The sequence below is a fragment of the Amedibacillus sp. YH-ame6 genome, from assembly GCF_053848845.1.
In genome coordinates, this window is the sequence record NZ_JBSPEZ010000033.1 from 1 (window position 1) to 16,231 (window position 16,231).

Below are 16,231 nucleotides of genomic sequence, written 5' to 3' on the forward strand. Positions count from 1 at the left end.
CACACCTGTTCTCATCCCGAACACAGAAGTTAAGCACTTCAGCGGCGACAATAGCTGGGCCTGCCTCAGTGAAGATAGCACGCTGCCAGGTGATCGACATCCGCAAGGATGTCTTTTTCTTTTTATTTATGAAAAAAACTATTATATACGAATACAAACTATTGTTATATAATGAGGGATGCTGAGGAGATTATGTATGAAAAAATTAAAAATATCACAACTATTATCAATTTCTTTAATGTTGTTTGCCATATTTTTTGGAGCTGGGAATATGATTTTTCCTCCTGCTATGGGGCAACTTGCAGGAGAGAATTTCTTAAGTGCATTGTTTGGGTTTATTCTGACGGATGCAGGAATTGCGATTTTAGGAATTACAGCTGTTGTTTTGGTAGGGAATTCTATGAGCGATCTGGGAAATTTAATAGGAAAGAAGTTTGCATTATTCTTATCTGTTGGAGTTTACTTGTTAATTGGTCCACTCTTTGCGCTTCCAAGAACTGGAAGTGTGTCCTATGAAATAGCACTCCTTCCTTACATTGGAGGTGCTAACTCATTTCTAATTAGCTTATTATTTACTGCAGTATTTTTCGGGGTAACATATTATCTTTCTAGCAATCCTAATAAAATTGTTGATGTTGTAGGTAAATATTTGACACCAATATTGTTATTGAGTATTGCGGCGATCTTTGTTGCCTCTTTATTTATGGGGCATGATAGTGCGAATTTAGCATTTGGAGAAATTGGAAAAGCGCAAGGTGAATACGCTACTATACCATTCTTTAAGGGAATGGTAGAAGGATATAATGCATTAGATGGACCTGCGGGACTTGCATTTTCAATTATTGTTATTAGTGCTATTAAAGGATATGGGATTAAAGATAAGAAGCTAATTGCTAAGTATACTGTACAATGTGGATTAGGTGCTGCATTCTTTCTTGCTGTTGTATATTTTGCATTGACGTATGTTGGTGCTATCACAGGGACTCCTTTTGCGAATGGAGGTTCATTACTACACGCAGTAACCAATCATTTGTTTGGAGGAATTGGTGGAATTGTACTTGGAGTTGCGGTTTTATTTGCATGTCTGACAACATCGATTGGTTTAACAACTTCTTTTTCTGATTACTTCCAAGGGATTTTTCCGAAGTGGTCTTATAAAAAAATTGCATTTTGTGTATGTTTATTTAGTTTTATTATTTCCAATGTTGGATTGAACCAATTGATTACTATATCATTACCAATATTGATTATGATTTATCCCGTAACAGTTATTCTTATGTTATTGTCGTTCTTGAAAAAATATATTGGTAAGCGGAAAATGGTGTATGTGCTTGGGATGGTGTTCACCTTTGTAGTTGCGTTTGTAAATGGATTAGAGAGTGCGGGAATTACACTAGGCGTCATTGGAGAAATGTTTCATGCGTTACCATTCTATGAGTTAAGTATAGGATGGATACTTCCAGGATGTATAGGTGCACTGCTAGGGTGCTTACCAATTTGGAATCAATTTTACAAAGAAGAAAGTGTAAAAGCAGAGGTGAATTAGCACTTCTGTTTTTTGTAACTGATTTTTATACAATTTATTGAAAAATATATTGACAAATGAAGGGCATTTGATTTATCATAGATAGGCAAGTGGATTTTTATCAGTTCCCGTCATGGGAATTATATTTACACTTCAAAATGACACACCCGGAAATGTGTGTTACGAAAGGAGGATATTATGCCAACAATTAATCAATTAATTCGTAAAGGTCGTGAACAGAGCGTGAACCAATCAAAATCACCTGCTCTGAATAGAGGATATAATTCCATCAAAAAACGTCCTACAAACTTAAGTGCACCTCAGAAACGTGGTGTTTGTACTCGTGTCGGAACAATGACACCTAAGAAACCAAACTCTGCGCTTCGTAAATATGCCCGTGTACGTTTAAGTAATGGAATGGAAGTTACTGCTTATATTCCAGGGATTGGACATAACTTACAGGAACATAGTGTAGTTATGATTCGTGGTGGACGTATTAAAGATTTACCAGGGGTTCGTTACCATATTATTCGTGGTACATTGGACTGTGCTGGTGTTGCTAACCGTAATCAGAGTCGTTCTCTATACGGAGCAAAAAAACCTAAAGAAAAGAAATAGTCAATTGTGAAAGGAGGAATTTAAAATGCCTAGAAAAGGACATATAGCAAAGCGTGACGTATTAGTAGATCCTATTTACAACTCCAAATTGGTTACTCGTTTAATCAATAAAATCATGATTGACGGAAAAAGAGGAGTTGCACAAACGATCCTGTACAACGCATTCGATATTATCGAAGTAAAAACAAATGAAAAACCAATGGAAGTTTTCGAAAAAGCTTTAGAAAACGTTATGCCAATGTTAGAACTTAAAGTTCGTCGTGTTGGTGGTGCAAACTACCAGGTCCCAGTAGAAGTATCTGCTGAAAGACGTTTGACATTAGGTCTACGTTGGGTTGTAAACTATGCACGTTTAAGAAATGAAAAAACTATGGAGCAAAGATTAGCTGCTGAAATTATGGATGCAGCAAACGGAAGCGGTGCATCTGTTAAAAAACGTGAGGATACTCACAAAATGGCAGAAGCTAATAAAGCATTTGCTCATTACCGCTGGTAAGAAAGGAGTCATATAATGGCACGTCAGTATTCATTAGAAAAAACACGTAACATTGGTATCATGGCTCATATCGATGCCGGTAAAACGACAACTACTGAACGTATCCTGTATTATACTGGAGTAAACCACAAAATTGGAGAAACTCATGATGGAGCTTCTACGATGGACTGGATGGAACAGGAACAGGAACGTGGAATTACCATTACATCTGCTGCAACAACAGCAGCATGGAAAGAACACCGTATCAACATTATCGATACTCCGGGTCACGTTGACTTCACTGTTGAGGTTGAACGTTCTCTACGTGTGTTGGACGGTGCGGTAACAGTTCTTGATGCAAAAGCTGGTGTAGAACCTCAAACAGAAACTGTTTGGCGTCAAGCAACAACTTATGGTGTACCAAGAATTGTATTCTGTAACAAGATGGACGCAACTGGTGCTGACTTCTTAATGTCATGCAAAACAATCGTTGATCGTTTAGGAGCTAAATCTTGCCCAATTCAGTTACCAATCGGTGCTGAAACATCATTCACTGGTATCGTAGATATCATTGAACGTAAATCAGAAATCTACACAAATGATTTAGGAACAGACATGCAAGAAGGTGAAGTTCCTGAAGATTTAAAAGATCTTTGTGAAGAATATCGTGCAAAACTTATCGATTACCTTGCAGACTATGATGAAGATTTCATGATGGCTGTATTGGAAGGTGAGGAACCAAGCGTTGAAGACATCAAACGTGTATTACGTATTGCTGTTTGTGCTGGTGACTTCTTCCCTGTTCTTTGTGGTTCAGCTTACAAGAACAAAGGTGTTCAGATGGTATTGGACGCAGTTGTAGATTACTTGCCTTCACCAGTTGATGTGCCTTCAATTAATGGTACATTAGAAAATGGTGATCAGGAAGTTCGTCATTCTAGTGATGAAGAACCATTCTCTGCATTAGCATTTAAAATTGCAACTGACCCATTCGTTGGTAAATTATCTTTCTTCCGTGTGTATTCAGGTACTGCGGATGCAGGAAGTTATGTATTAAACTCTACAAAGGGTAAAAAAGAACGTTTTGGACGTATCGTACAGATGCATGCAAACGCTCGTAAAGAAATCGACAAAGTTTATGCTGGTGATATCGCTGCTGCTGTTGGATTGAAAGTAACTACTACTGGAGATACTTTATGTGCTGAAAATGCGCCGATCATTCTTGAGTCAATGGAATTCCCAGAGCCAGTTATCGAATTGTCTTTGGAACCTAAGACAAAAGCTGACCAGGATAAAATGGGTCTTGCTCTTGCAAAACTTGCAGAAGAAGATCCTACATTCAAAACTTATACGGATCAAGAAACAGGACAAACAATCATCGCTGGTGTTGGTGAACTTCACCTTGACATTATTGTTGATCGTTTGAAACGTGAGTTCAAAGTAGAAGCAAATGTTGGACAACCAATGGTTGCTTACCGTGAAACGATCCGTACTGCTGCTGAGTGTGAAGGTAAATACATTAAGCAATCCGGTGGACGTGGACAATATGGACATGTTTGGATCAAATTTGAGCCTCAAGAAGAAGGTAAAGGATTTGAATTCGTGGATGCTACAGTTGGAGGAAGTGTTCCTCGTGAATACGTTAAACCTACTGGAGAAGGTGTCGAAAATGCATTAGCAAATGGTATCTTAGCTGGATATCAAGTAATTGATATCAAAGCAACATTATTCGATGGTTCTTACCATGATGTCGATTCCAGTGAAATGGCATATAAAATTGCTGCTTCTATGGCATTGAAAGCTGCTGCGAAAAAATGTAACCCAGTTATTCTGGAACCAGTTATGATGGTTGAAGTTACTGCACCAAATGAATACTTAGGTTCTGTTATGGGAGATGTTAGTTCACGTCGTGGTTCTATCGTTAACCAGGAAGAAAGAGGGAACGCAATTATCGTTCAGGCTCATATTCCACTATCTGAAATGTTTGGATATGTAACAGACTTACGTAGCTTTACTCAAGGACGTGGAAATTACTCCATGAAATTCGATCACTATAGTGAAGTACCTAAGAGTATTGCTGAAAAAATCATTAAAAACAACAGTTCTGAAAATTAATTGTTGCTTTTATAAATCGTTTGAATTAGAATATATTTGAAATCTATAAATTTAGGAGGACATTTAAAAATGGCTAAAGAAAAATTTGACCGTTCCAAAACCCATGTGAACATTGGAACTATTGGACACGTTGACCACGGTAAAACTACATTAACTGCTGCAATCACTAACGTTCTTTCAAAAGACGGTATGGCTGAAGCAAAAGCTTACGATGCAATCGACGGAGCTCCAGAAGAAAAAGAACGTGGAATTACAATCAACACTGCACACGTTGAGTACCAAACAGTTGGTCGTCACTATGCACACGTTGACTGCCCAGGACATGCTGACTACGTTAAGAACATGATCACTGGTGCTGCACAGATGGATGGTGCTATCCTTGTTGTAGCTGCATCTGATGGTCCTATGCCTCAGACTCGTGAGCACATCTTACTTGCTCGTCAGGTAGGTGTTCCTTACATCGTTGTATTCTTGAACAAATGCGACATGGTTGATGATGAAGAATTGATTGACCTTGTTGATATGGAAGTTCGTGAATTATTGAGCGAGTACGGATTTGATGGAGATAACACTCCAGTTATCCGTGGTTCTGCTTTAAAAGCTCTTGAAGGTGACGACAAATATGTTGGAGCTATTCATGAGTTAATGGATGCTGTAGATGCTTATGTACCAGATCCAGTTCGTGAAACTGACAAACCTTTCTTGATGTCTGTAGAAGACGTTATGACTATCACAGGTCGTGGAACCGTTGCTACTGGACGTGTTGAACGTGGTGAAGTAAAATTAGGTGAAGAAGTTGAAATCGTTGGTATCCACGATACTAGCAAAACTGTAGTAACAGGATTAGAAATGTTCCGTAAACAGTTGGACATAGCTCAGGCTGGTGACAACATCGGTGCACTTCTTCGTGGTGTTAACCGTGAAGAAATTCAACGTGGACAAGTTCTTGCAAAGCCAGGATCTGTTAAACCACACACAAACTTCAAAGCTCAAGTATATGTATTAACTAAAGAAGAAGGTGGACGTCATACTCCATTCGTATCTAACTACCGTCCTCAGTTCTACTTCCGTACAACTGACGTAACTGGTGTTATTACATTACCTGAAGGAACTGAAATGGTTATGCCTGGGGATAACGTAGAAATGACTGTTGAATTGATCGCTCCAATCGCAATCGAAAACAACACTAAATTCTCTATCCGTGAAGGTGGACGTACTGTAGGTTCTGGAAACGTTACAGAAATCATTAAGTAATTATTGATAAATAAAGAGTGCTCAAGTAGCGCTCTTTTTTTGGTTATGCATAGGGGAAAAGAGCAAGTGTGACAGAATGAAGGCGAAAAGGTGATGAAGAACACGCTCACCATACTATTTGGAATCATTTTGCTGCTTAACACTTGGTATACTTTGTTTGATGTAAATTCTCTAATATGAATTACAGATATGATAGAGATATGAATTCCAATAAATGTATGAATAAACTTGCTTTGTAATGGGAACATGCGTATAATAAAGGAAGTCATCGACAGGGGTGCCGCAAGGCTGAGATCCATTACTTGGAATCCCTTATGACCTGATCTAGTTAATACTAGCGTAGGGAGTCAGATCTATCTAATATATTTTAGATTTGTTTGCTTACGCCTCACGGAGGTGTTTTTTTATGAATCAAAAGACTAGAAAGTTAGTATTTGTTGCATTTTATGCAGCATTGGGTATCGTTTTGAACTATTGTACGAAGTTCTTGCCTCAGATGCCAAATGGAGGGACGGTGGAGTTGCCGGTCATTGCTTATTTTATAGCGAGTTTCCATCTTGGATGGAAGTATGGAGCAACAACTGGTTTGATAAGTTGGGTAGTAGGTGTTGTGTTTGGTCTGAGTAATTATATTGTGTCACCAATGCAAACGATGCTTGATTATATCGCGCCTGTATTAGTTGTTGGAATTGCAGCAATTTTTCCGGCCTTCAAACTTGGGAAACTAAAAATCAGTAATATTTATATTGGGATATGTTTGGGAATGTTCTTGAAATATATGTCTCATACATTAGCTGGTGTATATTTCTGGTTTCCAGAGGGAAGTGCTGCAGGTAGTATGGCGGCTTGGATTTATTCAGGATGGACGTACAATCTATTCTATAACGTCATGACCTTGATAATTGCGATTATCATCGTACCTTTCTTGTTGAGGACTTTGCGTAAATCTAGTAGAGATGAATTTGTAGGGATCAAAGAATAACTAGATTAGAAGGTGATAAGTCATCTTCTTTTCTTTTGTAAAAACAGTATTTTAGAAGAAAAAGTCACGAAAAAGCATAAAATAAAAAAAAGTAAAATAATGCTTGCATTTGCCTATGTTTTCTTGATATAATATTCCCACGACCGCGAGGACATGCGAGGTTGCCGACCCACTGAAAGGCGTTGTCATGAGACAGTGCTTCGGGGAATTCGCATCGAGCGAGTCTATAGTCGATATAGACGAAAGGAGATTATTCATGGCAAAAAATAGCGTAAGAATTCGCTTAAAAGCTTATGAGCACAGAATTCTGGATGCATCTGCAGAAAAGATCATTCAGGCAGCACAGTCTCATGGAGCTAAGAAAATTGTTGGACCAGTACCCCTTCCAACTGAAAAGCAGGTAGTAACAGTCCTGCGTGCGGTACACAAATATAAAGATTCTCGTGAGCAATTCGAGATCAGAACTCACAAACGTTTAATTGAGATTGTTGGACCTACTGCGGAAACAATCGACTCATTGAGTCGTTTAGAACTTCCAAGTGGTGTTGACATCGAAATTAAGCTGTAATGGAGGTGACATCATGAAAGGTATTTTAGGACGTAAACTTGGGATGACACAAGTCTTTACAGAAGATGGAACATTGATTCCTGTAACTGTAGTAGAAGCTTGCCCTAATATCGTATTACAAAAGAAAACAGAAGAAAACGATGGTTACAATGCGGTACAGTTAGGCTTTGAAGAAATCAAAGAAAAACGTACAACAAAAGCAAACATCGCACATGCTGCAAAAGCAAATACAACTGCAAAAAGATTTGCACAGGAAGTTCGCGATGCTGACTTCGCTGATTTAGATCTTGGTGCAGAAGTAAAAGTTGATATCTTCGCTGCAGGAGAAACGGTAGATGTTATCGGAACTTCTAAAGGTAGAGGATTCAATGGTACAATCGTTCGTAACAATGCGAAGATTGGTCCAAAGAGCCATGGTTCTGGACATCACAGACACATCGGTTCATTAGCAACAAATGGTATTACATCTCGTCAGGGTAAGATTCTGAAGGGAACAATGATGGCTGGTCAAGAAGGTGGTTATAGAACTACTAACCAAAACTTAACAGTTATCAAAGTAGATGTTGAAAACAACTACCTATTAATCAAAGGAAACGTGCCAGGACCAAGACGTGGTCTTGTCATGGTTAGAACTGCTAAATGTTCCAAGGGAGACAAAACTCCAGTAACATTGGTAGATTACGCGAAAGAGGAGGAATAAAAGATGCCTAAGATGGTCGTACTTAGCCAGAGCGGTAAAGAGTTGAAAGAAATCACTCTTGCAGATACAGTGTTTGGCATCGAGCCAAATCAGCAATGTATCTTTGATGCCATTGTTATGCAACGCGCAAGTATGCGTCAGGGAACTCACGACACTAAAAACCGTACAGAAGTACGCGGTGGTGGACGTAAGCCTTGGCGTCAGAAGGGAACTGGACGTGCTCGTCAAGGTTCTATTCGTGCAACACAGTGGAGAGGTGGAGGAATCGTATTTGGTCCAACACCAAGAAGCTACAGCTACAAATTAAACAAAAAAGTTCGTCGTCTTGCACTTAAATCAGTATTATCTGAAAAAGTGTTAGATAACGCAATGTGTGTTGTTGACAAGTTTGATCTTGATGCGCCTAAAACAAAAGCGTTCAATCAGATTATCGCTGATATCAATGCACCTAAGAAAACATTATTCGTAGTAAGTGAAGAAGAAAACTTTGAAAATGCATTCCTAAGTATGCGTAACATCCCATCAATGATGATGTTAACTGCTGATGGAATCAATGTTTACGATATCGTAAATGCTAACAAAATTGTTTTCACAGAAGCTGCTGTGAAAGATGTTGAGGAGGCACTTGCATAATGAATAACTATAAAGACATTATCGTTCGTCCAATCATCACTGAAAAAACGATGAAATACATGGATGCTGACAACAAAGTTACATTTGAAGTAAAAAAGGGAGCCAACAAAACATTGGTAAAACAAGCCGTAGAGAGTGTCTTCGGAGTGGACGTTGAAAAAGTTAACGTAGTCAATGTAAAATCCAAAGAAAAAAGAATGGGTAAATATGTTGGTAAAACCAAAGCTGTCCGTAAAGCTTATGTAAAAATCAAAGCTGGTCAGGATATCAAATTATTCGGCGAAGAAGCTGAATAACATCAGGAAGAAGAACGCTATTTCCTGAATAAATATTGCGTAAGGAGGAAATTAACACATGCCAATTAGAAAGTATAAGCCGACCACTCCAGGTCGTCGTGGTATGACTAGTTTGACGTATGAAGAAATTACGACAAACCAGCCAGAAAAATCATTGCTTGCCCCTTTAAAAAGTAAAGGCGGACGTAATAACAATGGACGTATTACAACACGTCATCAAGGTGGTGGACACAAGAGAAGCTACCGTATTATTGACTTCAAAAGAAATAAAGACGCTATCCCTGCTAAAGTAGCAACGATCGAATACGATCCTAACCGTTCTGCAAACATTGCTTTATTAAACTATGCAGATGGTGAAAAACGTTACATCTTAGCTCCTAAGGGATTGACTGTTGGAATGAGCATCGTATCTGGTGCTGAAGCCGATATTAAAATAGGTAACGCAAAAGCAATAAAAGACATGCCAGAAGGTACTGTTATTCACAATATCGAATTAAAACCAGGTAAAGGTGGTCAGTTATGTCGTTCTGCTGGTACATCTGCACAGATTTTAGGTATCGAAGAAAAATACGCAACAATCCGTTTAGCATCTGGAGAAGTTCGTAAAATCTTGTCTGATTGCCGTGCTACCATTGGTCAGGTTGGGAATGAAGATCACAGCCTTGTAAACTATGGTAAAGCTGGTCGTAACCGTTGGAAAGGTATCCGCCCAACTGTTCGTGGTTCTGTTATGAACCCTAACGATCACCCTCATGGTGGTGGTGAAGGACGTACTCCAGTAGGACGTAAATCACCAATGACTCCTTGGGGTAAAAAAGCTATGGGTGTTAAAACTCGTAAGCACAAAAAGGCTTCAACGAAATTAATCGTTCGTCGCCGTAACGGTAAATAGGCAAAGGAGGAAATGAAAAAATGAGTCGTAGTCTAAAAAAAGGCCCATTCTGTGATGCTCACTTAATGAAAAAAGTGGATGAATTGAATGCTGCCGGTAAAAAAACAGTAATTAAAACATGGTCACGTCGTTCAACTATATTCCCTCAGTTCGTGGAACACACATTTGCCGTTTACAATGGTAAAGAACACCTTCCAGTCTATGTTACAGAAGATATGGTAGGACACAAACTTGGTGAATTCGTTCCAACTCGTAAATACGGTGGACACGGAGACGATGACAAGAAAGGCAAACGATAGGAGGAAACGATGATGGAAGTTAAATCAACCGCTAAAACATTACGTATCCCACCTAGAAAAGCTCGTCTTGTAATCGACCTGATTCGTGGGAAAGATGTTGCAGAAGCTGCTGCAATCTTAAAATTTACACCAAATGTTGCTTCAGAAGCAATCGGTAAAGTGTTAAACACTGCGATTGCAAATGCTGTAAACAACAATGATTTAAATGAAGAAAAATTATACGTGAAAGCATGTTATGCGAACGAAGGTGTTACTTTGAAACGCTTCATGCCACGTGCTAAAGGATCTGCTAGTGCAATCCACAAACGCACCAGCCACATTACAATTGTGGTTGCTGAGCGTGATTAAGGAGGTAGAACATGGGACAGAAAGTTAGTCCAATCGGATTACGTGTTGGTATCATTCGTGACTGGGAGTCAAGATGGTATGCTGATAAAGATTATGCCGATTTGTTATTAGAAGATGTTAAAATCCGTGAATTTGTATTCAAGGAGTTAAAAGCAGCATCTGTTTCAAGAATCGAAATTGAACGTTCTAAAAACCGTGTTGAAGTTATGATCCGTACAGCTCGTCCTGGTGTGATCATTGGTACAAACGGTGAAAGTATTGAACTGTTGAAGAAAAAATTAAACAAATTAACTGGTGGAAAGAACGTTTACATTAAAGTTCTTGAAATCGCGAACCCTGATCTTGATGCAAGATTAGTAGCTCGTAGCATCGCTGATCAATTAGAACAACGTGCTAGTTTCCGTACTGCTCAGAAAAAAGCTATTCAAAGAACTATGAGAGCTGGAGCAAAAGGAATCAAAACTGCTGTTTCTGGACGTTTAGGTGGAGCTGATATGGCTCGTACTGAAGGATATTCTGAAGGTAATGTACCTTTGCATACACTTCGTGCTGACATCGATTACGCTTGGGAAGAAGCAAGTACTACTTACGGTCGTTTAGGTGTTAAAGTTTGGATTTGCCGTGGAGAAGTTCTACCTGGACAAATGGTTCAGGAACCAGAAGCTCCTAAATTCCCAACAAACGACAGACGTCGTAACAACCGTCGTAACAACAACCGTGGTGGAAACAACACAAACAGAAACAATGCGAAAGCTCCTGCACAAGCAGCTGGGGCTCCTAAGAAAGCTACAGAAGGAGGGAACTAATCTATGTTGATGCCTAAAAGAACAAAATATAGACGTCCTCACCGTTTAAGCTATGAAGGACGCGCAAAAGCCGGACGTGATGTATCGTTTGGTGAATATGGTTTAGTTGCTGACACTGGTGCTTATATTAGTAACCGTCAGATAGAGTCAGCACGTATCGCCATGACTCGTTATATGAAACGTGGTGGTAAAGTTTGGATTCGTATCTTCCCTCATATGGCTAGAACGAAAAAACCTCTTGAAGTACGTATGGGTTCTGGTAAGGGTGCTCCTGAAAGCTGGGTAGCAGTCGTTAAAGCAGGCCGTGTTATGTTTGAAATCGCAGGAGTACCAGAAGAAGTAGCACGTGAAGCTTTCCGTCTTGCTTCTCACAAACTTCCAGTGAAGACAAAATTTGTCGTTAGAAAAGGAGAGAAGTAATTATGACAGCGAAAGAGATCAGAGAAAAAAGCAATACTGAATTACTACAAGAGATCGAAACGCTTAAAGATGAACTTTTTAATCTTCGTTTCCAACAGGCTACAGGACAGTTGGCAAACACTGCTCGTTTAAAGACAGTTAAGAAAACAATTGCCCGTATCAAAACAGTGATGACTGAGCGCGAGCTTAGTGGTCAGGATTAAGGAGGATCGTTAAGTTATGGAAAGATCTAACCGTAAAGTATATCGTGGAACTGTTGTTTCCGATAAGATGGATAAAACAATCACAGTAGTGGTTGAAACAAAAAAAGTTCACCCATTATATGGGAAACGCGTAAAGTATTCTAAGAAATTTAAAGCTCACGACGAAAACAATGAAGCTAAAATAGGAGATGTAGTAACAATTATGGAAACACGTCCATTATCTGCTACAAAACGTTTCCGTTTGGTGAAAATCGTCGAAAAAGCTATACAGCTGTAGGCGCTAGGAGGTAGATACTCATGATACAAAACGAAAGTAGATTGCGCGTCGCTGACAATACGGGTGCCAAAGAAGTTCTTGTTATCCGTTGTTTAGGTGGTAGCGTTCGTAAGTTTTCAAACATCGGGGATATCGTTGTCTGTGCTGTAAAGCAAGCTGCTCCTGGTGGAACTGTTAAAAAAGGTGACGTTGTTAAGGCTGTAATCGTACGTACAAGACGTGGGGTTCGTCGTGACAATGGAACATACATTAAATTTGATGACAATGCTGTTGTCCTAATCAAGGATGATAACACACCACGTGGAACTCGTATTTTTGGACCAGTTGCTCGTGAATTGCGTGACAAAGACTTTATGAAAATTGTGTCTTTGGCACCAGAAGTACTATAAGGAGGTGTCTTTGTGAAAATCAAAAAAGGTGATAAAGTTCAAGTTATTACAGGTGCTTACAAGGGTACCATCGCTGAAGTAACTAAAGTTTTCCCTAAAGAAGACAAAGTCATTGTGGAAGGTGTCAATATGGTGAAGAAACACCAGAAACCTACCCAACAGAATCCTGATGGAGGCATCATTGAAAAAGAAGCTCCTATCCACGTTTCTAACGTAATGGCTTATGACTCTAAAGCAAAAAAAGCTAGTAGAGTTGGATATGAAATTAAAGAAGATAAAAAAGGCAACAAAGATAAAGTGCGCGTCTTTAAAAAGACCAGCGCAGAAGTTAAGTAAGGGGAGGTTAAAGGATGAACCGCCTAAATGAAAAATACACACAGGTTGTTGTGCCTAACATGATGAAAAAGTTTGGTTACAAATCCGTAATGGAAGTACCTGCTGTTGAGAAAATCGTAATTAACATGGGTATTGGTGAAGCTGTTGCCAACCCAAAAGTGCTGGATGAAGCTGTTGCTGAATTAGCACAGATCACTGGACAAGCTCCAGTCATCACAAAGGCAAAAAAATCTATCGCGAACTTCAAACTTCGTGAAGGTATGCCAATCGGATGTAAAGTTACATTAAGAAGCGAAAAATTATACGACTTCCTAGATAAACTTATGAACATCTCTTTACCACGTGTTCGTGACTTCCGTGGGGTTTCTGATTCATCATTTGATGGTCGTGGAAACTACACATTGGGTGTTAAAGAACAACTTATTTTCCCAGAAATCAATTTCGATAAGGTAAATAAAGTTCGTGGTATGGATGTAGTTATCGTTACATCTGCAAAAACAAATGAAGAAGCTAAGGCACTCCTTGAAGAATTAGGTATGCCTTTCAAGAAATAGGAGGACTTATACATGGCTAAAACATCAATGATCAATAAACAGAAACGTCCTCAAAAGTTCAAGGTACGTGAGTACACACGTTGCGAACGTTGTGGCCGTCCTCACTCAGTTTTACGTAAATACAAACTTTGCCGTATTTGCTTCCGTGAACTGGCTTATAAAGGTCAGATCCCGGGTGTGAAAAAGGCTAGTTGGTAGTCAGATAGGAGGAATACAGTCATGATTATGACAGATCCGATTGCAGATATGCTTACTAGAATTCGTAACGGTGTGCAAGCACGTCACGAAGTTGTAGAAGTTCCTGCTAACAAAGAAAAAATTGAAATCGCAAAGATTTTGAAAAATGAAGGTTTCATCACAGACTATAATGTGGATGGAGATACTAAAAAAGTTATCAATATCACTTTGAAATATGGTCCTAATAACGAAAAAGTAATCAATGGATTAAGAAGAATTTCTAAACCAGGTTTACGTGCATATGCAAAAGTGGATGCTATCCCTCGTGTATTGAACGGTCTTGGTATTGCAATTATCTCTACATCTCATGGATTAATGACAGATAAAGAAGCGAAAGCTAAACATGTTGGTGGCGAAGTAATCGCCTACGTGTGGTAATAGCTTAACGGAGGAAAGATAAATGTCACGTATCGGTAATAAAGCGATTACCATTCCTGCTGGTGTTGAAATCAACATTGCTGCTGGGAATGAGGTGACTGTTAAAGGTCCTAAAGGAACTTTAACTCGTCAGTTTGATTCTAACTTAGGAATCAAAATAGAAGAAAATATTTTAACTGTTACTCGTCCTAATGATGAGAAACATATCAAACAACTTCACGGAACAACTCGTGCCTTATTAGCAAACATGGTAGAAGGTGTTTTTGAAGGATTTACAAAAGATCTAGAGATCGTTGGTATTGGATATCGTTCTGCAGTTAGTGGCAACAAATTAACATTGAACGTTGGATACTCACACCCAATTGAATTTGCAATTGAAGAGGGATTGAAGGTGGAATGTACATCCGCAACCGAAATCAAAATTTCAGGAATTGACAAACAACGCGTTGGTGAATTCGCTGCAAATGTACGTGCTGTTAGAAAACCAGAACCTTACAAAGGAAAAGGTATTCGCTATAAAGGTGAATATGTTCGTCGTAAGGAAGGAAAAACAGCAGGTAAGAAATAGTGGGAAAGGAGAACTTGAACAATGCTTAAGAAAATATCTAGAAATGATGAGCGTCTACGCCGTCACGTGCGTGTTCGTACCAAAATCAGCGGTACTCCTGAATGTCCCCGCCTGAACGTTTTCCGTTCAAACAGCAACATTCACGCACAAATTATCGATGACGTTAATGGTAAAACATTGGCATCAGCAAGTAGTGTAGAATTGAAATTAGAAAACGGTGGAAATACAGAAGCCGCTAAAACTGTAGGAACAGAAATCGCAAAACGTGCAAAAGAAGCAAAAATTGAAACAGTTGTATTTGACCGTGGAGGATATGTTTACACAGGTCGTGTCAAGGCGCTGGCTGATGCAGCTAGAGAAGCCGGACTGAAATTTTAGGAGGTTATGCGAATGGAACGTAAACCAAGAAGAGATCAGCGTGAAAAAGAATTTGAAGAACGCGTTGTTACCATTAACCGTGTAACGAAAGTAGTAAAAGGTGGACGTCGTTTCCGTTTTGCTGCTCTTGTCGTTATTGGAGATAAAAAAGGTCGCGTAGGGTTCGGTACAGGAAAAGCAAACGAAGTACCTGACGCTATTAAAAAAGCTATCGAAGATGCAAAGAAAAACGTATTCCATGTTTCTATGGTAGGAACTACAATTCCTCATGAAATCGTTGGAACTTATGGAGCTGGTGAAATTTTCCTTCGTCCTGCTTCAGAAGGTACGGGAGTTATCGCTGGTGGTGCAGTTCGTGATGTATTAGAACTTGCAGGTATCAACGATGTTCTATCTAAATGTATCGGTTCACGTACACCAATCAATATGGTACGTGCAACAGTAGAAGCATTGCAGAACCTGAAAACGGTAGAAGACGTAGCTCGTCTCCGTGGTAAAAAACCAGAAGAAATTCGCGGTTAACAGGAGGGTGAAACTATGAAATTACATGAAATGAAATATACAGAAGGATCTAGAGAATCGGCTTTCCGTAAAGGTCGTGGACATGGATCTGGAAATGGTAAAACAGCTGGTAAGGGTCATAAAGGACAGAACGCAAGATCTGGCGGAGGAGTTCGTTTAGGTTTTGAAGGTGGTCAGACACCATTAGCTCGTCGTTTACCAAAACGCGGATTTACAAACTTCACTCGTAAAGAGTATGGTATTGTAAACGTAGCATCTTTAAATAACTTTAAAGATGGAACTGAAATCACTCCAGAATTATTATTGGAATGTGGTTTAGTTAAAAAAGAACTTGATGGCATCAAAGTATTAGGCGAAGGTGCTTTAGAAAAGAAATTAACTGTAAAAGCTAACAAATTCTCTAAATCAGCGATCGCTGCCATTGAACAAGCAGGCGGAAAAGCAGAGGTTATCTAATC

The 16,231-nt window shown here is 39.2% G+C and carries 26 protein-coding genes, 1 rRNA gene and 1 riboswitch; all 27 genes read left to right on the plus strand.

Annotation, left to right across the window (positions count from 1 at the left end):
• A 5S ribosomal RNA gene (rrf, locus tag ACWG0P_RS14820) occupies window positions 1–91 on the plus strand; the annotation flags it as partial.
• A 105-nt stretch (window positions 92–196) separates the two neighbouring features.
• A complete protein-coding gene (gene brnQ, locus ACWG0P_RS14825; protein ID WP_455802392.1) occupies window positions 197–1,546 on the plus strand; it encodes a branched-chain amino acid transport system II carrier protein in 1,350 nt (449 codons plus the stop codon).
• 177 nt (window positions 1,547–1,723) lie between these two features.
• Window positions 1,724–2,143 (plus strand): 30S ribosomal protein S12, encoded by a 420-nt coding sequence (rpsL, locus tag ACWG0P_RS14830; RefSeq protein WP_455791447.1) that lies wholly within the window; start codon window positions 1,724–1,726, stop codon window positions 2,141–2,143.
• Between the two features lie 25 nt (window positions 2,144–2,168).
• The gene (gene rpsG, locus ACWG0P_RS14835; RefSeq protein WP_455802393.1) at window positions 2,169–2,639 is read left to right on the plus strand and encodes a 30S ribosomal protein S7; all 471 of its coding nucleotides are present in this window, start codon (window positions 2,169–2,171) and stop codon (window positions 2,637–2,639) included.
• A 15-nt stretch (window positions 2,640–2,654) separates the two neighbouring features.
• Complete coding sequence (fusA, locus tag ACWG0P_RS14840) at window positions 2,655–4,733, plus strand: elongation factor G (RefSeq protein WP_455802394.1); 2,079 nt, start codon at window positions 2,655–2,657, stop codon at window positions 4,731–4,733.
• Window positions 4,734–4,802: 69 nt separating this feature from the next.
• The gene (gene tuf / locus ACWG0P_RS14845) at window positions 4,803–5,987 is read left to right on the plus strand and encodes an elongation factor Tu (protein ID WP_455802395.1); all 1,185 of its coding nucleotides are present in this window, start codon (window positions 4,803–4,805) and stop codon (window positions 5,985–5,987) included.
• A gap of 263 nt (window positions 5,988–6,250) precedes the next feature.
• Window positions 6,251–6,350, plus strand: a riboswitch (TPP riboswitch).
• A gap of 43 nt (window positions 6,351–6,393) precedes the next feature.
• Window positions 6,394–6,969, plus strand: a complete 576-nt coding sequence (locus ACWG0P_RS14850) for an energy-coupled thiamine transporter ThiT (RefSeq protein WP_455802396.1) — start codon at window positions 6,394–6,396, stop codon at window positions 6,967–6,969.
• 256 nt (window positions 6,970–7,225) lie between these two features.
• Window positions 7,226–7,537: a 30S ribosomal protein S10 gene (gene rpsJ / locus ACWG0P_RS14855; protein WP_455791441.1), complete on the plus strand. Its 312-nt coding sequence runs from the start codon at window positions 7,226–7,228 to the stop codon at window positions 7,535–7,537.
• 13 nt (window positions 7,538–7,550) lie between these two features.
• Window positions 7,551–8,237, plus strand: coding sequence for a 50S ribosomal protein L3 (gene rplC, locus ACWG0P_RS14860; protein WP_455791440.1), 687 nt, complete (start codon window positions 7,551–7,553; stop codon window positions 8,235–8,237).
• Window positions 8,238–8,240: 3 nt separating this feature from the next.
• Window positions 8,241–8,870 (plus strand): 50S ribosomal protein L4, encoded by a 630-nt coding sequence (gene rplD / locus ACWG0P_RS14865; protein ID WP_455791438.1) that lies wholly within the window; start codon window positions 8,241–8,243, stop codon window positions 8,868–8,870.
• The gene (rplW, locus tag ACWG0P_RS14870; RefSeq protein ID WP_455802397.1) at window positions 8,870–9,166 is read left to right on the plus strand and encodes a 50S ribosomal protein L23; all 297 of its coding nucleotides are present in this window, start codon (window positions 8,870–8,872) and stop codon (window positions 9,164–9,166) included. Before rplD ends, rplW begins: the two co-directional genes overlap by 1 nt.
• Window positions 9,167–9,224: 58 nt before the next feature.
• A complete protein-coding gene (rplB, locus tag ACWG0P_RS14875; protein ID WP_455802398.1) occupies window positions 9,225–10,058 on the plus strand; it encodes a 50S ribosomal protein L2 in 834 nt (277 codons plus the stop codon).
• Window positions 10,059–10,078: 20 nt separating this feature from the next.
• Window positions 10,079–10,357, plus strand: a complete 279-nt coding sequence (gene rpsS / locus ACWG0P_RS14880) for a 30S ribosomal protein S19 (protein ID WP_455802399.1) — start codon at window positions 10,079–10,081, stop codon at window positions 10,355–10,357.
• A gap of 12 nt (window positions 10,358–10,369) precedes the next feature.
• Window positions 10,370–10,705 (plus strand): 50S ribosomal protein L22, encoded by a 336-nt coding sequence (rplV, locus tag ACWG0P_RS14885; RefSeq protein ID WP_455791449.1) that lies wholly within the window; start codon window positions 10,370–10,372, stop codon window positions 10,703–10,705.
• Window positions 10,706–10,716: 11 nt separating this feature from the next.
• Window positions 10,717–11,511, plus strand: a complete 795-nt coding sequence (gene rpsC, locus ACWG0P_RS14890) for a 30S ribosomal protein S3 (RefSeq protein ID WP_455802400.1) — start codon at window positions 10,717–10,719, stop codon at window positions 11,509–11,511.
• Window positions 11,512–11,514: 3 nt separating this feature from the next.
• Window positions 11,515–11,931 carry a 50S ribosomal protein L16 gene (gene rplP, locus ACWG0P_RS14895; RefSeq protein WP_455791432.1) on the plus strand — a complete coding sequence of 139 codons (417 nt, stop codon included), beginning with the start codon at window positions 11,515–11,517 and terminating at the stop codon, window positions 11,929–11,931.
• A 2-nt stretch (window positions 11,932–11,933) separates the two neighbouring features.
• Complete coding sequence (rpmC, locus tag ACWG0P_RS14900; RefSeq protein ID WP_455791431.1) at window positions 11,934–12,134, plus strand: 50S ribosomal protein L29; 201 nt, start codon at window positions 11,934–11,936, stop codon at window positions 12,132–12,134.
• 16 nt (window positions 12,135–12,150) lie between these two features.
• Window positions 12,151–12,411 (plus strand): 30S ribosomal protein S17, encoded by a 261-nt coding sequence (gene rpsQ / locus ACWG0P_RS14905; RefSeq protein WP_455791429.1) that lies wholly within the window; start codon window positions 12,151–12,153, stop codon window positions 12,409–12,411.
• A 20-nt stretch (window positions 12,412–12,431) separates the two neighbouring features.
• Window positions 12,432–12,800: a 50S ribosomal protein L14 gene (gene rplN, locus ACWG0P_RS14910; RefSeq protein ID WP_455791427.1), complete on the plus strand. Its 369-nt coding sequence runs from the start codon at window positions 12,432–12,434 to the stop codon at window positions 12,798–12,800.
• 12 nt (window positions 12,801–12,812) lie between these two features.
• Window positions 12,813–13,136 carry a 50S ribosomal protein L24 gene (gene rplX, locus ACWG0P_RS14915; RefSeq protein ID WP_455802401.1) on the plus strand — a complete coding sequence of 108 codons (324 nt, stop codon included), beginning with the start codon at window positions 12,813–12,815 and terminating at the stop codon, window positions 13,134–13,136.
• A gap of 14 nt (window positions 13,137–13,150) precedes the next feature.
• Entirely contained in the window at window positions 13,151–13,690 is a 540-nt protein-coding gene (gene rplE / locus ACWG0P_RS14920; RefSeq protein ID WP_455791424.1) for a 50S ribosomal protein L5, read from the plus strand.
• A gap of 12 nt (window positions 13,691–13,702) precedes the next feature.
• Window positions 13,703–13,888, plus strand: coding sequence for a type Z 30S ribosomal protein S14 (locus ACWG0P_RS14925; protein ID WP_455791422.1), 186 nt, complete (start codon window positions 13,703–13,705; stop codon window positions 13,886–13,888).
• Window positions 13,889–13,909: 21 nt separating this feature from the next.
• Window positions 13,910–14,305, plus strand: a complete 396-nt coding sequence (gene rpsH, locus ACWG0P_RS14930) for a 30S ribosomal protein S8 (protein ID WP_455791421.1) — start codon at window positions 13,910–13,912, stop codon at window positions 14,303–14,305.
• A gap of 22 nt (window positions 14,306–14,327) precedes the next feature.
• Window positions 14,328–14,873 carry a 50S ribosomal protein L6 gene (gene rplF, locus ACWG0P_RS14935; RefSeq protein ID WP_455802402.1) on the plus strand — a complete coding sequence of 182 codons (546 nt, stop codon included), beginning with the start codon at window positions 14,328–14,330 and terminating at the stop codon, window positions 14,871–14,873.
• A gap of 21 nt (window positions 14,874–14,894) precedes the next feature.
• Complete coding sequence (rplR, locus tag ACWG0P_RS14940; RefSeq protein ID WP_455791418.1) at window positions 14,895–15,251, plus strand: 50S ribosomal protein L18; 357 nt, start codon at window positions 14,895–14,897, stop codon at window positions 15,249–15,251.
• 12 nt (window positions 15,252–15,263) lie between these two features.
• Window positions 15,264–15,773, plus strand: coding sequence for a 30S ribosomal protein S5 (gene rpsE, locus ACWG0P_RS14945; RefSeq protein WP_455791416.1), 510 nt, complete (start codon window positions 15,264–15,266; stop codon window positions 15,771–15,773).
• A 15-nt stretch (window positions 15,774–15,788) separates the two neighbouring features.
• Window positions 15,789–16,229: a 50S ribosomal protein L15 gene (gene rplO / locus ACWG0P_RS14950; protein ID WP_455791415.1), complete on the plus strand. Its 441-nt coding sequence runs from the start codon at window positions 15,789–15,791 to the stop codon at window positions 16,227–16,229.
• Window positions 16,230–16,231 lie beyond the last annotated feature (2 nt).

Coding starts and splice junctions, on each gene's coding strand:
- brnQ (WP_455802392.1), top strand. CDS start 197: ATGAAAAAATTAAAAATATCACAACTATTATCAATTTCTTTAATGTTG.
- rpsL (WP_455791447.1), top strand. CDS start 1,724: ATGCCAACAATTAATCAATTAATTCGTAAAGGTCGTGAACAGAGCGTG.
- rpsG (WP_455802393.1), top strand. CDS start 2,169: ATGCCTAGAAAAGGACATATAGCAAAGCGTGACGTATTAGTAGATCCT.
- fusA (WP_455802394.1), top strand. CDS start 2,655: ATGGCACGTCAGTATTCATTAGAAAAAACACGTAACATTGGTATCATG.
- tuf (WP_455802395.1), top strand. CDS start 4,803: ATGGCTAAAGAAAAATTTGACCGTTCCAAAACCCATGTGAACATTGGA.
- ACWG0P_RS14850 (WP_455802396.1), top strand. CDS start 6,394: ATGAATCAAAAGACTAGAAAGTTAGTATTTGTTGCATTTTATGCAGCA.
- rpsJ (WP_455791441.1), top strand. CDS start 7,226: ATGGCAAAAAATAGCGTAAGAATTCGCTTAAAAGCTTATGAGCACAGA.
- rplC (WP_455791440.1), top strand. CDS start 7,551: ATGAAAGGTATTTTAGGACGTAAACTTGGGATGACACAAGTCTTTACA.
- rplD (WP_455791438.1), top strand. CDS start 8,241: ATGCCTAAGATGGTCGTACTTAGCCAGAGCGGTAAAGAGTTGAAAGAA.
- rplW (WP_455802397.1), top strand. CDS start 8,870: ATGAATAACTATAAAGACATTATCGTTCGTCCAATCATCACTGAAAAA.
- rplB (WP_455802398.1), top strand. CDS start 9,225: ATGCCAATTAGAAAGTATAAGCCGACCACTCCAGGTCGTCGTGGTATG.
- rpsS (WP_455802399.1), top strand. CDS start 10,079: ATGAGTCGTAGTCTAAAAAAAGGCCCATTCTGTGATGCTCACTTAATG.
- rplV (WP_455791449.1), top strand. CDS start 10,370: ATGGAAGTTAAATCAACCGCTAAAACATTACGTATCCCACCTAGAAAA.
- rpsC (WP_455802400.1), top strand. CDS start 10,717: ATGGGACAGAAAGTTAGTCCAATCGGATTACGTGTTGGTATCATTCGT.
- rplP (WP_455791432.1), top strand. CDS start 11,515: ATGTTGATGCCTAAAAGAACAAAATATAGACGTCCTCACCGTTTAAGC.
- rpmC (WP_455791431.1), top strand. CDS start 11,934: ATGACAGCGAAAGAGATCAGAGAAAAAAGCAATACTGAATTACTACAA.
- rpsQ (WP_455791429.1), top strand. CDS start 12,151: ATGGAAAGATCTAACCGTAAAGTATATCGTGGAACTGTTGTTTCCGAT.
- rplN (WP_455791427.1), top strand. CDS start 12,432: ATGATACAAAACGAAAGTAGATTGCGCGTCGCTGACAATACGGGTGCC.
- rplE (WP_455791424.1), top strand. CDS start 13,151: ATGAACCGCCTAAATGAAAAATACACACAGGTTGTTGTGCCTAACATG.
- ACWG0P_RS14925 (WP_455791422.1), top strand. CDS start 13,703: ATGGCTAAAACATCAATGATCAATAAACAGAAACGTCCTCAAAAGTTC.
- rpsH (WP_455791421.1), top strand. CDS start 13,910: ATGATTATGACAGATCCGATTGCAGATATGCTTACTAGAATTCGTAAC.
- rplF (WP_455802402.1), top strand. CDS start 14,328: ATGTCACGTATCGGTAATAAAGCGATTACCATTCCTGCTGGTGTTGAA.
- rplR (WP_455791418.1), top strand. CDS start 14,895: ATGCTTAAGAAAATATCTAGAAATGATGAGCGTCTACGCCGTCACGTG.
- rpsE (WP_455791416.1), top strand. CDS start 15,264: ATGGAACGTAAACCAAGAAGAGATCAGCGTGAAAAAGAATTTGAAGAA.
- rplO (WP_455791415.1), top strand. CDS start 15,789: ATGAAATTACATGAAATGAAATATACAGAAGGATCTAGAGAATCGGCT.